This is a genomic window from Bacteroides sp., assembly GCF_019417265.1.
Classification (GTDB): Bacteria; Bacteroidota; Bacteroidia; order Bacteroidales; family Bacteroidaceae; genus Phocaeicola.
On sequence record NZ_DXVR01000066.1, the window covers coordinates 1 to 16,293 of the forward strand.

Below are 16,293 nucleotides of genomic sequence, written 5' to 3' on the forward strand. Positions count from 1 at the left end.
ACCCGTTCGGCAGTTTAGCAAACTGCTGGTTTCAGCCACTCACCCAAACTTCCAATAATTCAGTAGTGCATTTCCTTAAATGCGGTGCAAAGATATGCGTACTTTCCGATATATCCAAACATTTTCAAACATTTTTATACTATTTTTTTATTGCTCCATAATATCAGTTTGATTTTAAAGTAGTTAGTAGTTATAGCATTTTTACAATAGTTTTACCGAATGACAGTATTCTATAACGGATAATCCTATTGATACAAATCAAAATAACTTTGTAATTAATACAAATTAATAATATACCTAATTGTAGGTATTGTGTATTATAACAATTATTAGTACCTTTGCAGTGCTTAAAAATCATTTTTAAACATATTAAATATAAATCACTATGGTAATGAATTTCAAAGAAGGTCGTTGGAATCATGAAATCAATGTTACAGATTTTGTAAAGACTAACATCACTCCTTACGAGGGTGACTCTTCATTTCTGGTAGGCCCAACAGAACGCACAAAGGCAGTTTGGAACAAATGTTTGGAAGCTTTGGCTGAAGAACGCGCTAACAACGGAGTACGCTCGCTTGACCCTTCGACTGTTTCTACCATCACATCATTCGCTCCGGGGTATATAGATAAGGATAACGAAGTAATTGTAGGTTTGCAGACTGACGAAGTACTGCGCCGTGCAATCAAGCCTTTCGGAGGTATCAAGGTTGTAGAAAAAGCATGCCGCGAAAACGGTGTAGAAGTAGACCCTAAGGTAAAGGATATTTTCACTCACTACCGCAAGACTCATAACGACGGTGTATTCGATGCTTACACTGAAGAAATACGTTCTTTCCGTTCATTGGGATTCCTGACAGGTCTTCCTGACAACTATGCCCGTGGACGTATAATCGGTGACTACCGCCGTCTTGCACTTTACGGTATCGACCGTCTTATCGAAGCTAAACAGGATGACTTGCGTCACCTCACAGGCCCTATGACTGAAGCACGCATCCGCCAGCGCGAAGAAGTAGCAGAACAGATTAAGGCTCTTAAGGAAATCAAGATAATGGGAGAACAGTACGGTCTTGACCTTAGCCGTCCGGCCACTAACGCTCAGGAAGCTGTTCAGTGGGTATATATGGCATATCTTGCTGCCGTTAAGGAACAGGATGGTGCTGCTATGTCACTTGGTAACGTTTCATCATTCCTTGATATATATATAGAATATGATATGGCTCACGGCCTGTTGGACGAAATGCACGCACAGGAGTTGATTGACCAGTTCGTTATCAAATTGCGCATGGTTCGCCACTTGCGTATGCAGGCTTACACAGATATCTTCGCAGGTGACCCTACTTGGGTAACTGAAGCTATCGGCGGACGCTTCAACGACGGACGTACAAAGGTTACAAAGACTTCATTCCGTTTCTTGCAGACTCTTTACAACCTCGGCCCATCACCGGAACCAAACTTGACAGTTCTTTGGAGTCCTGAACTTCCGGAAGGATTCAAGAGATTCTGCGCTCAGGTTTCCATAGATACATCATCTATCCAGTATGAAAATGACGAGTTGATGCGTGAAGTACGTAACTCTGACGACTACGGTATAGCATGCTGTGTATCATATCAGGACATAGGCCGTCACATACAGTTTTTCGGTGCACGCTGTAACCTTGCAAAGGCTCTCCTTCTTGCAATCAACGGCGGTAGATGCGAAAACACCGGTACACTGATGGTTAAGGATATTCCTGTATTGAGCGGCGATGTTCTTCAATTTGAAGAAGTTCTTGCAAACTACAAGAAAGTATTGAAGGAAATGGCTCGTGTTTATAATGAGGCGATGAACATTATCCACTATATGCACGACAAGTATTATTATGAAAAGGCCCAGATGGCTTTCGTTGATACCAACCATGCAATTAACCTCGCGTACGGTGTGGCAGGTATGTCAATAGCTGTTGACTCTCTTTCTGCCATCAAATATGCTAAGGTTAAGGCTAAACGTAACGAAATCGGTCTTACTGAAGGTTATGAAATCGAAGGTGAATTCCCATGCTTCGGTAACGATGATGACCGCGTAGACCACCTGGCTGTAGACTTGATTTACTATTTCGACGAAGAGTTGAAGAAACTTCCTATCTACAAGAACGCTAAGCCAACACTTTCTATCCTTACTATCACATCAAACGTTATGTATGGAAAGAAGACAGGTGCTACTCCTGACGGACGTGCCAAAGGTGTTGCTTTCGCTCCGGGTGCAAACCCAATGCACGGACGCGACAAGAACGGTGCCGTAGCTTCATTGAGTTCGGTTGCAAAACTTCGTTACCGCGACTCACAGGACGGTATCAGTAACACATTCTCTATCGTTCCTAAATCACTTGGTGTAGATATGGAAAACCGTATCGAAAACCTCGTTACAATGATGGACGGTTACTTCGTGAAAGGTGCTCACCACCTGAACGTAAACGTTCTGAACCGTGAAATGCTGGAAGACGCTATGGAACATCCTGAGAAGTATCCGCAGTTGACTATCCGCGTATCTGGTTATGCTGTAAACTTCATCAAGCTGAGCCGCGAGCATCAGTTGGAAGTTATCTCACGCAGTTTCCACGAACGTATGTAATTGATTTCCGTATCCCGTCACTCTCCTACTGAGGATTGACGACGGACACGATAACTTAAAGCAGGGGCTACCGACCATCAGTAGGAAGCCTCTGCTATTTTACTATCTTTTAAAAAGGAAATTCCGGATATAATTGCATAACATAAATATAATCTCAATATGATAAGAGTACATTCATACGAATCGCTTGGCACATACGACGGACCTGGAATCCGTCTTGTGGTTTTCCTTCAGGGCTGCAACTTCCGTTGCTTGTACTGCGCAAATCCTGACACGATAGACGCTAAGGGTGAAAGCAAGGAAACTGCCCCGGAAGAAATACTCAAAATGGCTGTGAACCAAAAACCTTTCTTCGGCAAGAAAGGAGGTATCACATTCAGCGGAGGTGAACCTACTTTCCAGGCCAAGGCACTTGTTCCACTATTCAAGATGCTGAAAGAGGCAGGAATACACATCTGCGTAGATACCAACGGCGGCATATGGAACGAGGATGTAAAGGAACTGCTCTCGCTTGCAGACCTTGTATTACTTGATGTGAAACAGTTTAACCCGAACCGTCACAGGATTCTTACTGAGAGAAGTAACGAACAGACTCTCAGAACAGCTGCATGGCTTGAAGAGAACGGCAAACCTTTCTGGCTAAGATACGTTCTTGTACAGGGTTACAGTGCATTCAAGGAAGACATGGAGGCATTGGGCGAACATTTCAAGGACTATAAACAGATTGAAAGGGTGGAAATACTGCCTTACCATACACTCGGAGTACACAAATACGAGGCTATGAACATGGAATACAAACTTAAGAATGTAGAGTATAACACACCAGAACAGCTTGAAGATGCTAAGAATATATTTCAGAAATATTTCAAAACTGTTTATGTAAACTGATTTTTTTGAAAAAAAATTATGATTGTCGTGCAGTAATATCGCATATGCTTCATTTAGTCTATACAACAAGGAGCTAAAAGACGATATAAGAACAAAACCAACAATTAAAAACAAACGACATGAATAGAAAAACGGTGAACATTTCAAGCAAAAAGATAGAACAGAAAATTACAGCTGTTACTTCAATCCTTGGTATCATTATAATGAATATCATCTGGATTGCAGGCAGTAAAAGCATGAATGAACAGCCACATACATCCATAACACAGAACGAGGAGAATAAAGAAGACGTAAAGGAGAATATTGCAGACAAGACTCTTTACGTTTCATATGTACAGACAAAACTCAACTATTAATAATGAGTGCACCCCGCGAATCACTTCGCAGGGTGCGCCCAACTAATAACTAACTTTTTTACTTTTTGTGGTTTACGTAATTTCTATATGACTAACACTGCAAAGGTAATCACTTCGGCCATTTCAGGCAATACCTAAAAGTAGGTATTTTTCAATTCAAAGTTTCATCTTTACCTCGCTTATATCTACTAATTTATTCACTATTGCATATATGGTAAGACCGGCAGCAGAATGAACCTGCAGTTTGCGCGTTATGTTTCTTCTGTGTGTGATAACCGTATGTACTGACAAGTACAGTTTCTCGGCTATCTCCTTATTGGTCAAGCCCTTGACTACATAGCCCAATATCTCTTTCTCGCGCTGACTCAATGAATTCGGGTCGGTGTCCTCTTCATCACTGACATTTATTATTCCTGACAGTTTTGCAGAAAGCGTGTCGATATCGTCGAACAGGTTTATGCTCTCGTCATAGTCTTTAAGCATATTCGAATCCACTACGGTACATATCAGTGATATGACTTTCATTTCATGGGCATCGTATATGCGCTTTGTTTCCTCCACATTAAACCATCCGTCGAACATCGGATTAACTATCAGTATGTCAGGTTTATGCAATTCCAGACACAGTTGCAGTCCCTCCATAGAGGAAATCTCCAATGTTTCTATGTTATAGTCAGGAATATGCCTCAACACTGATATCAGACCTGTTCTGACTATCATCGAAGCCTCTGCAACTGCTATATTTATAACATCATGCGATTTCATTTTGCCTCCTTTTCCAACTTCTTGATTGCCGGCACAAACAGGAAGTCTTCTACCCTGTTGTGCGATGCCAAATCTTCCGCGCAACTGAAGATATCGAACAAGGTTGCATTAAGCAAACGGTTGTTTCCTCCTGCAGGGAAATACTTGATAATTATGTTCTTAAGCTCTGTAAGCTTGGTGTCTATATGTTCATGATGACTGGCAAACACACTGATATTGTAACCCTGAGGATGTTCGCCTCGAAGAAGCTGTTCCACATACGTGAAAACATTCTCATTCTCGTGCTCCATATGTTTCTTCACTTCGTCTACATATGCATCGAAGAAACGGAGGATAAGGAATGTCACTTCCTTTTCCTTTGAATCACCTATCGCTTCCATCAGTTTCTTTCTGATGGTAGGCAATTGAAAATCAAGGAAATAGCTATGTGCTTCCCTCAGATAGTTCATCAGTGAGGATACTGATATTCCCTCTAAATGGTCTTCCATACGGTTGCTGTCCTCGATGAGGAAGTTCACCACCGTCAGGAATGTATTGCAGTCCACATTATTCAGTTCACAGACCTCACGCACATTCTTATCTCCAAACCCGAGAGAGATACCAAAGCGGCTCAAGACCTGAAGCAGTGCATAGTTCTCGCATATAAGGTCACTCATTTTATCAGTCGGTTTGTAGATTCTGGTTCTATTCATATTCAATACATTGTTCATAATTCTAATCCGATTGCAAAATAATATATAAAAATCAGAGCTGTCAATACCTACTTTTAGGTATATTTCATTTTTACAAATATGAGGAAAATAGCCGAAAAAATCTAATTTCATGCATTAATTTTCAAATTCTGACTGAATGTCCTATCTTTGCATATATCAAAATACGAAACAGAATGTCCGACAACAAATACATTTCAATAAAAGGCGCAAAGGTTAATAACCTTAAGAATATAGATGTCGATATACCACGCAACAAACTCGTGGTAATAACCGGTCTGTCCGGTTCAGGAAAGTCATCACTGGCTTTCGACACACTCTATGCCGAAGGGCAGAGAAGATATGTGGAAAGCCTCTCATCATACGCACGGCAGTTCCTCGGAAGAATGGGAAAGCCGGAATGCGATTTCATAAAAGGTATTCCGCCTGCAATAGCCATCGAGCAGAAGGTAATCAGCAGAAACCCGCGTTCCACTGTAGGAACATCGACCGAGATATATGAATATCTGCGGCTGCTGTTTGCAAGAATCGGCAAGACTTATTCTCCCGTAAGCGGAGAACTGGTAAAGAAAGACAGCCCGGAGGATATTGTGAACTGTATGCTCTCCTACCCTAAAGGTACTAAATATACAGTACTTACACTCCTTTTGCCACGCGACGGACGTACTCATCAGGAACAGTTGGACATGGACCTGAAGCAAGGTTTCACACGTCTGGAAGTTGACGGAGAGATAGTAAGAATAGAAGACTACAAGTACGACGAAAGCGACAAGGTATATCTGCTTATCGACCGTATGAGTTGCAGCGACGACAAAGACTCCATAAGCCGACTGACTGACTCTGCCGAAACAGCCATGTACGAAGGCGACGGAACATGTATGCTACGTTTCTATCTTCCGGACGGAGAATCAAGACTTCACTGTTTCAGCACTAAGTTCGAAGCCGACGGTATCAAATTTGAAGAGCCGACGGACCAGATGTTTTCATTCAACTCTCCTATCGGAGCATGCCCTACATGCGAAGGATTCGGTAAGATTATAGGTATAGACGAACATCTGGTAATTCCTAACAGGGCACTGAGCGTTTACGACGGAGCCGTGATGTGCTGGCGTGGGGAAAAGATGGGAGAATGGCTTCAGGAATTCCTGCGTGAAGCACCAAAACACAACTTCCCCATTTTCGCACCATATTACGAACTCACAGAAGAACAGAAGGATTACCTCTGGCATGGTCCACGCGACAAGGCTTGTATCGACACTTTCTTCAAGATGCTGGAGGAGAACCAGTATAAAATACAGTACAGGGTTATGCTGGCACGCTACAGAGGTAAGACCACTTGTCCTACTTGCAAGGGAGGCCGACTGAAAAAGGAAGCTACTTATGTTAAGGTAGGCGGAAAGAACATCTGCCAGCTGGTAGACATGCCTATCACCGAACTGATGGAATTCTTCCGTACTCTCCAACTGAGCGAACATGACACACTTGTGGCACAAAGACTGCTCAACGAAATAAACAGCCGTCTGAGGTTTCTTATGGATGTAGGATTGGGATATCTTACGCTCAACCGACTGAGCAACACGCTCTCCGGCGGTGAAAGCCAGCGCATAAACCTTGCCACATCACTTGGAAGCAGCCTGGTAGGCTCGCTTTACATTCTTGACGAACCGAGCATCGGATTGCACAGCCGCGACACAGACAAACTGATAAAGGTCTTGCGACAACTCCAGCAGCTTGGCAACACCGTAGTGGTAGTGGAACATGACGAGGAAATTATCAGAGCTGCTGATTACATAATTGATATAGGTCCTAAAGCCGGACGACTTGGAGGCGAAGTTGTTTATCACGGTGATATGAAAGACCTGCAGAAAGGCAGCAACAGCTACACCGTGAAATATCTTTTGGGCGAAGAAACCATTCCTCTCCCGTTGAGCCACCGCTCATGGAACAACTATATCGAAATAAAAGGTGCAAGAGAAAACAATCTGAAAGGTATAGACGTTAAGTTTCCGCTTAATGTAATGACAGTGGTTACCGGTGTGAGCGGTTCGGGAAAGAGTACTCTTGTACGTGACGTGTTCTACAAGGCTCTGAAAAGAGAATACAGCGAGGCGAGCGAACGTCCGGGCGAATTCGTATCCCTCGAAGGAGATATAAAGATGATTACAGACATAGAGTTTGTAGACCAGAACCCTATAGGAAAATCATCGCGCAGTAACCCTGTGACATATATCAAGGCCTATGATGAAATCAGAAAACTGTTTGCCGAACAGCCCCTGTCAAAGCAGATGGGATATACAGCCGGCTATTTTTCCTTCAATACGGAAGGCGGACGATGCGAGGAATGTAAAGGAGAAGGAACAGTAACTGTAGAGATGCAGTTCATGGCCGACCTTGTTCTGGAATGTGAATCCTGCCACGGAAAGCGTTTCAAGAGTGACGTACTTGAAGTCAAGTTTGAAGGAAAAAATATTTACGACATTCTTGAGATGACAGTCAATCAGGCGATAGAGTTCTTTACGGAACACAACCAAAAGAAGATAGTAAAGAAGCTGCAACCTCTGCAGGAAGTAGGACTTGGATATATCAAGCTGGGACAATCATCCTCTACTCTCTCTGGTGGAGAAAACCAGAGGGTGAAATTAGCATACTTCCTCAGTGTGGAAAAGTCGCAGCCTACGATATTCGTGTTCGACGAACCGACTACCGGTCTGCATTTCCACGACATAAAGAAACTGCTTGAAGCTTTCGACTCACTGATAGCAAGAGGTCACACGATAGTGATAATCGAACATAACATGGACGTGATAAAATGTGCGGACTATGTTATAGACCTCGGTCCTGAAGGTGGCGACAAGGGAGGTAATTTAGTTATAGCAGGAACACCGGAGGAGGTAGCCAAATGCGGGGCATCGTACACAGGGCAGTTCCTTGCAGAAAAGATGAATCCATAAGGTTCCGGCAATCTGAAAAAGCTCACTGTAGAGGTGAAATAAGAGATATTTCTTGCATTCAAAGAAAAAGAGTTGTAATTTTGAAATCAAAGAATACAACTCCAGACATGAATACAGAAACAATAAGTAAATTATACAGACAAGTTACCGGTCAGCAGCACGACAACATCGAGCTGCTGACCGGTTCCGGTTCTAACCGCAGGTATTTCCGCATGACAGGACCACGCAGTCTGATAGCCGTATGCGGAGAATCTATTGCAGAGAACCGTGCTTTCATATATATGGCACGCCATTTCCACAACAAGGGAATACCTGTCCCCGAGGTTCTGGCCGTTTCAGACGATGAGAGTTGCTACATCCAGGAAGACCTTGGCGACACTCTCCTGTTCAATGCCATAACAAACGGCAGGACAACAGGCGAATTCAGTGACTGCGAAAAAGGACTCATACGCAAGAGCATAGCCAGACTCCCTTCAATCCAGTTCAAAGGAGCAGAAGGAATGGACTTCGGAATGTGCTATCCGCTGTCGGACTTCAACCGCCGCACGGTGATGTGGGACTTGAACTACTTCAAATACTGCTTCCTAAAGGCAACAGGCATCAGTTTCAATGAGAGTACTCTTGAAGATGATTTTGAAGCAATGACAGACATTCTGCTCAAAGCATCGTCCGATACATTCATGTACCGCGATTTCCAGAGCCGGAACGTAATAATCAAGGATGAAGAGCCTTACTTCATTGATTTTCAGGGAGGACGCAAAGGTCCTATATATTACGATGCAGCCTCATTCCTATGGCAGGCAAAGGCCAACTTCAACAGTGATTTGAGGGAAGAGATGATTGATACATACATAAGCGAGGCAAGCAAGTTCACAGATATAAATCCTGCGGAATTCAGACAGACATTACATCATTTCGTGGTTTTCCGCACCATGCAGGTACTCGGCGCATATGGTTTCCGCGGACTGCTTGAGCGTAAAGCCCACTTCATAGAGAGTATTCCGTATGCTTTAAACAATCTTCAAACACTGTTTAAACACCATTTAAACGAATATCCATATCTGAGCAAGGTGCTTGTTCAGTTATCACAAATGGACATAAACGATATAACAACATTAAAACGATGAATACAGACAAACTGCTTACAGTAAAAGTGATGAGTTTCTCATACCGCAAAGGTATTCCGGAGGATAATTCCGGCAACGGCGGAGGATATGTTTTCGACTGCCGATATGTACACAATCCGGGAAGATATGACGAATACAAACCTTTGACCGGACTTGACAAACCGGTTATTGATTTCCTCGAAAACGACGGCGAGATAACTGAATTCCTTACTCACGTATATGCCCTCACGGACGCTCATGTGAAAAGATATCTTAAAAGAGGATTCACCAGTCTGATGATTTGCTTCGGCTGCACAGGCGGACAGCACCGTTCGGTCTATTCGGCACAGCATACGGCAGAGCATATCCACAACCGTTTCGGAGTAAGAGTGGAACTCCTTCACCGTGAGCAGAATATAGAACAAATCTTCGAAGCCAATAATACAGAAGTATGAGAGCAATGATTTTCGCAGCCGGTTTGGGGACAAGGCTCAAGCCACTGACTGACACTATGCCTAAAGCCATAGTACCGGTAGCAGGCAAACCGATGTTGGAGCATGTCATTATGAAACTTAAATCATCCGGTTTTGATGATATCATAATTAACATCCATCATTTCGGAGAGCAGATAATTGACTTCCTCCAAGCCAACAATAACTTCGGGGTGAACATCCGTATAAGCGATGAAAGGGAAATGCTTCTCGACACAGGCGGAGGAATAAAACGTGCCCTCGAACTCTTCCCTACCGACGAGCCTGTGCTGATACATAACGTAGATATCCTGTCGGATGTAGACTTGAATGCGCTTTATGGCTTCCATCTCCGCTCGGGAAACGATGCCACTCTTATGGTAAGCGAAAGAAAGACATCGCGTTATCTTATATTCGATAAGGAAGACAGACTATGCGGATGGATAAACAAGAGCAGCGGTGAGACAAGACCGGAGGGTTTCGTCTACAATCCTTCGGAACATTCGGAATATGCTTTCAGCGGAATACATGTAGTTTCGCCATCTATAATGAAATATATGGGAGACAACTATAAAGGTAAGTTCCCTATAATGGATTTCTATCTGGGTACATGCCGTGAAGCACGCTTCGGAGCATGCATAAAGCCGGAAATAAAACTGATAGATATAGGAAAACCGGAGACTTTGGAAAAGGCTAATGAATTTATAAATATGATATAACAATAAAGGCGGTCCGCAAGAACCGCCTTTATTGTTATATCATCAATTCCAAAGCTTAAGTCTGTTTTCGCGAGCCTCATCAAGCGAAACCACATTGACTTTCTTTTCCTGATGAGCATCTGTCAGTTTCTTATATTCATTATATAGTTCTCTCACGAATATCTCCTTCTGCTCAGGATTAAGCAGTTTGGCAGCAACAGGAGCATTCATAGAAGCATCCTTAAGATGGACAACAGGAGCATGATAAGCAGGAACAATCTTCAATGCTGTGTGCAGTTTAGATGTAGTAGCACCACCTACAATGACCGGAATATCAAGTCCGGCACGCTCCATTTCCGATGCAGTATGCACCATTTCGTCAAGCGAAGGGGTAATCAGTCCGCTCAATCCTACTATATCAACCTTCTCACGTACCGCTGTTTCTATAATCTTGTCGGCCGGAACCATAACACCGAGGTCTATAATCTCGAAGTTGTTGCATGCCATTACCACACCTACAATGTTCTTTCCGATGTCGTGCACATCACCTTTCACTGTAGCCAAAAGAACTTTTCCTGCACTTGCCGCTCCGTCCTTCTTTTCAGCCTCGATATACGGTTGGAGCACTGCAACAGCCTTTTTCATCGTACGGGCTGTCTTCACCACCTGCGGAAGGAACATCTTACCGGAACCGAACAGTTCGCCTACATGATTCATTCCGTCCATCAGCGGGCCTTCGATAATACTCACGGCATTAGGATATTTGCCTAGAGCCTCATTCAAGTCGTCTTCGAGGAAGTCGCCCACACCTTTCACCAGTGCGTACTTCAATCTTTCCTCTACTGTAGCCCCTTCCCTCCATGCTATCTTAGACGAAGAAGCCTGTTCCTCAGTCTGTCCTTCCTTTTCAGCTTTCAGGCGTTCGGCTGTTTCAATCAGTCTTTCAGCCGCATCAGGACGACGGTTAAGAACAACATCCTCTATCCTTTCAAGTACATCAGACGGAATGTCTGTATATAGAACTGATGCTCCCGGATTTACGATACCCATATCCATACCCTGCCGGATGGCATGATATAAGAATACGGCATGCATAGCCTCGCGGATATAATTGTTACCGCGGAAAGAGAAAGAAAGATTGCTCACCCCACCGCTGATATGCGCACCCGGAAGGTTCTTCTTTATCCATCCTGTAGCACGGATAAAGTCAACCGCATAATTGTTATGCTCCTCGATACCGGTAGCCACAGCCAATACGTTAGGGTCGAATATTATATCGTGAGGATTGAAGCCTACCACCTCTGCAAGAATGCGGTATGCACGTTCGCACACTGAAATCTTGCGTTCGTATGTGTCTGCCTGTCCCTGCTCGTCGAATGCCATTACTATGACAGCCGCGCCGAAAGCCTTGACTGTACGTGCATGTTCGATAAACACTTCTTCTCCTTCCTTCAGAGAAATGGAGTTTACCACACACTTGCCCTGTACACATTTCAGTCCGGCAAGGATAACATCCCATTTTGATGAGTCTATCATCACCGGAACGCGTGCTATCTCAGGTTCAGAAGCAAGAAGATTGAGGAAAGTAGTCATTTCAGACTCGGCATCAAGCAGACCGTCATCCATATTGACATCTATAACCAAAGCACCGTCTTCCACCTGCTTGCGAGCTATGGACAGAGCCTCATCGTATTTCTTTTCGTTAATCAGACGGAGGAACTTTCTTGAACCGGCTACATTACATCTTTCGCCGACATTTACGAACCTCACTTCGGGAGTAAGCTCCATCAGTTCAAGACCCGACAGCCACATGCACTCAGGATGGGCAGCAGGCTTGTGAGGAACAGCATCTCTCACCAGTTTCTGATACTTGGCAATATATTCTTCGGTTGTTCCGCAACATCCGCCGATAATGTTCACCAATCCTTCGTTGATATATTCTTGCACCTCTTCCGCCATCTGCTCCGGGGTCTGGTCGTACTGTCCAAGACTGTTAGGCAGACCGGCATTAGGATATGCGCTTATATAATAAGGTGCACGGGCTGCCAAAGATTCAAGGAACGGCTTAAGCTGTTTTGCCCCGAAAGAGCAGTTCAGACCTACGGAAAGTATGTCGGCATGTTGTACCGATGCAAGGAAAGCATCGAGAGTCTGACCGGAAAGAGTTCTGCCGGCAATGTCTGACACTGTGACAGAAAGCATCAAAGGCACTTTTCTACCTGTCTTCTGCATAGACTTTTCAGCAGCCATGATTGCAGCCTTGGCATTCAGTGTATCGAATATGGTTTCTATAAGTATCGCATCGACACCGCCTTCAAGCAAGGCTTCCATCTGTATGCAATATGCAGAGCAGAGTTCATCGAATGCCAGCGCACGGTATGCCGGATTGTTTACGTCCGGACTCATCGAACAGGTCTTATTTGTAGGTCCTACGGAACCGGCCACAAATCTCGGCTTGTCAGGATTCATGGCTGCAAACTCATCAGCCACCTTTCTTGCCAGACGTGCAGCCTCAAGGTTTATCTCGCGGCACAGATGTTCGGCATGATAGTCTGCCATCGACACCGGAGTGGCATTAAAGCTGTTTGTTTCTATGATATCGGCTCCGGCCTGCAGATATTTGCGGTGTATTTCTTCTATAACATCCGGACGTGTAAGACACAGCAGGTCATTATTGCCTTTCTGCTGTCCCGGAAGTTCCCTGAAACGCTCTCCACGGAAATCCTCCTCTGTAAGTCCATATCGTTGTATCATCGTACCCATGGCTCCGTCGAGAACCAGAATACGCTCGTCTAAAAGTTGTTGTATTGTCTTTGTCAGCATATACTATGTTTATCTCTTAAACATACGGTCCATCATTCTCTTGTCATCTTTCTCTTTCAGCGTCTCTCGCTTGTCGTACTGCTTCTTACCTTTGGCTAATGCAATAACCACCTTTGCCAGTCCGCGTTCATTGATAAACATACGTGTGGGAACAATGGTAAATCCCGTTTCCTGTATTCCGCGCTGCAACTTGCGAAGTTCCTTTTTATTAAGCAAGAGCTTGCGGTCGCGACGTGCGAGGTGATTGTTATACGAGCCATAGAAATATTCGGCAATGTGCATGTTCTTCACCCAAAGTTCTCCTTTTGAGAAAAAACAGAATGTATCCACCAGACTCGCCTTACCCTGTCTGATAGACTTGATTTCCGTTCCGGTAAGCACTATTCCGGCCGTATATGTGTCAATAAACTCATAATCGAACGAAGCACGCTTATTCTTTATATTTATATTGTTGTTAGTCTGATTTTTCATATTCAATAATCATTTAAAACGTCAGTGCAATGTAACCGACAATGTATTAAACACCAGCTCGATAACAGACGGACAGAGCAAAATTATCACAGTGGTCACCAATGTAAACAATGTCACCTTGTCTTCACTAAGTCTAAGGTATCTCCTTGCTCCTTCGAACACCACGAAAAGGGTATATATCTGAAGTATGACAAGCAACAGTTTCAACGATAAAAGACTGCTGAGTATGTCCAACACAAATTTTACAGTCATGGAGTAAGCCACAAATACAACGACTGTATCCTTTGCAACTGAAGTACCGAACCATTTACGCAACATTTTATCAATCAAATATACCGACAGGAAAAATCCTCCGAAAAGAGCCACTGCCACAGCACAGCAACGAGTCAATGCCACCTGAAACACGTCAGGGATAAACTCTTTTCCGAAAAAAGTACCTATAAACTCGCTAATACTGCAAAGGCCTATCAAAGGATAAACGAAACCGGGCAGTACAGTTTTTCCATCCCCCTCGGCAGATATCTGTTCCCACGCCTTCGAAGGCGATGAAAGTATAAACAATGTCCTTGACAACAAATCCTTGTAATTCAATTTTCCTAAGTTTTTAAAGTTTGTAACTTTCTGATTTTCTTGACTAATACCTGATGCCGTAAAACCGGCATGCTTAAAATCAATTTGAACTGCAAATGTACAAAAAAAGAATGAGAAACGTCCTTGCATAAAACCATTTTTTCCTAATCACTTTCTCTAAATACAATCTGTGTTTTTATAAATATAAGTTATATATATAAATATACAAGTTGTATTTATATAAAAACAAGTTATATATAGAGAAAATGTAAAGGCATTTATAAGTTTCCGCAATGACAAAGAAGATTTATTTCCCTGTCACTGAACAATCCGGTATTTAATTATGCAGACACATATATATAAGCGGTAAAAGGCAGACGAAAAGTGACAAAAATCATGTTTTGTCAGTACCGCAAAGAATAAATTCAGACAATTTGTCAGTTTTCAGCCGTGCCACGACAGATTTCAGCTGTGGCACAAGGTTTGTTTATGATACAGCGTAACGCAAAAGTTACAGAAATAACTTAAATAAGATAATAATAAAAAAAGATAAAATTATGGGAAAGATTATTGGTATTGACTTAGGTACAACAAACTCATGTGTAGCAGTGTTCGAAGGTAACGAACCAGTTGTAATCGCTAACAGCGAAGGTAAGCGTACTACTCCATCAGTAGTAGGTTTCGTTGACGGCGGCGAACGTAAAATCGGTGATCCTGCAAAACGTCAGGCTATCACAAACCCTACTCGTACAGTTTACTCAATCAAACGTTTCATGGGTGAAACTTACGACCAGGTAGCAAAAGAAATTGAACGTGTTCCGTATAAAGTAGTTCGTGGTGAAAACAACACTCCACGTGTTGATATCGACGGACGTCTTTACACTCCACAGGAAATCTCAGCAATGATTCTTCAGAAAATGAAGAAGACTGCCGAAGACTACCTTGGACAGGAAGTAACAGAAGCTGTTATCACAGTTCCGGCATACTTCTCAGACTCACAGCGTCAGGCTACAAAAGAAGCAGGTCAGATTGCAGGTCTTGAAGTAAAACGTATCGTAAACGAACCGACAGCAGCAGCACTTGCATACGGTATTGACAAATCAAACAAGGACATGAAGGTTGCAGTGTTCGACCTTGGTGGTGGTACATTCGATATCTCAATCCTTGAATTCGGTGGCGGTGTGTTCGAAGTACTTTCTACAAACGGTGATACTCACCTTGGTGGTGATGACTTCGACCAGGTAATCATCGACTGGTTGGTTCAGGAATTCAAGAACGACGAAGGTGCTGACTTGACTCAGGACCCAATGGCAATGCAGCGTCTGAAAGAAGCAGCAGAAAAGGCAAAAATCGAATTGTCTTCTTCTACTTCTACAGAAATCAACTTGCCTTACATCATGCCGGTAGCTGGTGTTCCAAAGCACTTGGTTAAGACTTTGACTCGTGCTAAATTCGAACAGTTGGCACACGGATTGATTCAGGCTTGTCTTGAACCATGTAAGAAAGCTATGAGCGATGCAGGTTTGAGCAACTCAGATATCGACGAAGTAATCCTTGTAGGTGGTTCTTCACGTATCCCTGCAGTTCAGAAACTTGTAGAAGACTTCTTCGGTAAAGTTCCTTCTAAAGGTGTTAATCCGGACGAAGTAGTTGCAGTAGGTGCAGCAGTTCAGGGTGCCGTATTAACAGACGAAATCAAGGGTGTTGTTCTTCTTGATGTAACTCCATTGTCAATGGGTATCGAAACAATGGGTGGTGTGATGACAAAACTTATCGACGCCAACACTACTATCCCTTGCAAGAAGAGCGAAGTGTTCTCTACAGCAGCCGACAACCAGACAGAAGTAACAATCCACGTACTTCAGGGTGAACGTCCT

At 43.4% G+C, this 16,293-nt stretch carries 11 protein-coding genes and 1 pseudogene; 7 read left to right on the forward strand and 5 right to left on the reverse strand.

Annotated features, from left to right (window positions below; translation table 11 throughout):
• The first annotated feature begins 385 nt into the window (after positions 1–385).
• From pflB to QZ379_RS08720, 3 genes are all read left to right on the forward strand, one after another.
• Positions 386–2,608, forward strand: coding sequence for a formate C-acetyltransferase (gene pflB, locus QZ379_RS08710; protein ID WP_291563272.1), 2,223 nt, complete (start codon positions 386–388; stop codon positions 2,606–2,608).
• Positions 2,609–2,767: 159 nt separating this feature from the next.
• Positions 2,768–3,496 (forward strand): pyruvate formate-lyase-activating protein, encoded by a 729-nt coding sequence (gene pflA / locus QZ379_RS08715; RefSeq protein WP_291563275.1) that lies wholly within the window; start codon positions 2,768–2,770, stop codon positions 3,494–3,496.
• 119 nt (positions 3,497–3,615) lie between these two features.
• Positions 3,616–3,852 carry a hypothetical protein gene (locus QZ379_RS08720; RefSeq protein WP_291563278.1) on the forward strand — a complete coding sequence of 79 codons (237 nt, stop codon included), beginning with the start codon at positions 3,616–3,618 and terminating at the stop codon, positions 3,850–3,852.
• A 156-nt stretch (positions 3,853–4,008) separates the two neighbouring features.
• On the opposite strand, the gene QZ379_RS08725 is transcribed toward QZ379_RS08720, so the two are convergent.
• Both QZ379_RS08725 and QZ379_RS08730 read right to left on the reverse strand, forming a co-directional pair.
• Entirely contained in the window at positions 4,009–4,617 is a 609-nt protein-coding gene (locus QZ379_RS08725) for a response regulator transcription factor (RefSeq protein ID WP_291563281.1), read from the reverse strand.
• Positions 4,614–5,309: a hemerythrin domain-containing protein gene (locus QZ379_RS08730; RefSeq protein ID WP_291563284.1), complete on the reverse strand. Its 696-nt coding sequence runs from the start codon at positions 5,307–5,309 to the stop codon at positions 4,614–4,616. Before QZ379_RS08730 ends, QZ379_RS08725 begins: the two co-directional genes overlap by 4 nt.
• Before the next feature lie 194 nt (positions 5,310–5,503).
• Between QZ379_RS08730 and uvrA the strand changes: the two genes are divergently transcribed.
• From uvrA to QZ379_RS08745, 3 genes and pseudogenes are all read left to right on the forward strand, one after another.
• Positions 5,504–8,278: an excinuclease ABC subunit UvrA gene (gene uvrA, locus QZ379_RS08735; protein WP_291563287.1), complete on the forward strand. Its 2,775-nt coding sequence runs from the start codon at positions 5,504–5,506 to the stop codon at positions 8,276–8,278.
• A 107-nt stretch (positions 8,279–8,385) separates the two neighbouring features.
• Positions 8,386–9,839 (forward strand): annotated as a pseudogene (locus QZ379_RS08740) (RNase adapter RapZ).
• A complete protein-coding gene (locus QZ379_RS08745) occupies positions 9,836–10,573 on the forward strand; it encodes a nucleotidyltransferase family protein (RefSeq protein WP_291563289.1) in 738 nt (245 codons plus the stop codon). Before QZ379_RS08740 ends, QZ379_RS08745 begins: the two are co-directional and overlap by 4 nt.
• Positions 10,574–10,615: 42 nt before the next feature.
• On the opposite strand, the gene metH is transcribed toward QZ379_RS08745, so the two are convergent.
• Genes metH through QZ379_RS08760 form a run of 3 tightly spaced genes read right to left on the reverse strand, consistent with a single transcriptional unit; the run spans position 10,616 to position 14,437 of the window.
• Positions 10,616–13,375 carry a methionine synthase gene (metH, locus tag QZ379_RS08750; protein ID WP_291563291.1) on the reverse strand — a complete coding sequence of 920 codons (2,760 nt, stop codon included), beginning with the start codon at positions 13,373–13,375 and terminating at the stop codon, positions 10,616–10,618.
• 9 nt (positions 13,376–13,384) lie between these two features.
• A complete protein-coding gene (gene smpB, locus QZ379_RS08755; protein WP_235328590.1) occupies positions 13,385–13,846 on the reverse strand; it encodes an SsrA-binding protein SmpB in 462 nt (153 codons plus the stop codon).
• 21 nt (positions 13,847–13,867) lie between these two features.
• Positions 13,868–14,437 carry a YIP1 family protein gene (locus tag QZ379_RS08760; protein ID WP_291563297.1) on the reverse strand — a complete coding sequence of 190 codons (570 nt, stop codon included), beginning with the start codon at positions 14,435–14,437 and terminating at the stop codon, positions 13,868–13,870.
• Positions 14,438–14,973: 536 nt separating this feature from the next.
• Between QZ379_RS08760 and dnaK the strand changes: the two genes are divergently transcribed.
• The coding region (gene dnaK, locus QZ379_RS08765) for a molecular chaperone DnaK (RefSeq protein ID WP_291563300.1) at positions 14,974–16,293 on the forward strand (1,320 nt) is incomplete at its 3' end.

Bases quoted from the DNA above. Each gene is read 5' to 3' on its own strand.
- pflB (WP_291563272.1), top strand. From the start codon at position 386: ATGGTAATGAATTTCAAAGAAGGTCGTTGGAATCATGAAATCAATGTT.
- pflA (WP_291563275.1), top strand. From the start codon at position 2,768: ATGATAAGAGTACATTCATACGAATCGCTTGGCACATACGACGGACCT.
- QZ379_RS08720 (WP_291563278.1), top strand. From the start codon at position 3,616: ATGAATAGAAAAACGGTGAACATTTCAAGCAAAAAGATAGAACAGAAA.
- QZ379_RS08725 (WP_291563281.1), bottom strand. From the start codon at position 4,617: ATGAAATCGCATGATGTTATAAATATAGCAGTTGCAGAGGCTTCGATG.
- QZ379_RS08730 (WP_291563284.1), bottom strand. From the start codon at position 5,309: ATGAATAGAACCAGAATCTACAAACCGACTGATAAAATGAGTGACCTT.
- uvrA (WP_291563287.1), top strand. From the start codon at position 5,504: ATGTCCGACAACAAATACATTTCAATAAAAGGCGCAAAGGTTAATAAC.
- QZ379_RS08745 (WP_291563289.1), top strand. From the start codon at position 9,836: ATGAGAGCAATGATTTTCGCAGCCGGTTTGGGGACAAGGCTCAAGCCA.
- metH (WP_291563291.1), bottom strand. From the start codon at position 13,375: ATGCTGACAAAGACAATACAACAACTTTTAGACGAGCGTATTCTGGTT.
- smpB (WP_235328590.1), bottom strand. From the start codon at position 13,846: ATGAAAAATCAGACTAACAACAATATAAATATAAAGAATAAGCGTGCT.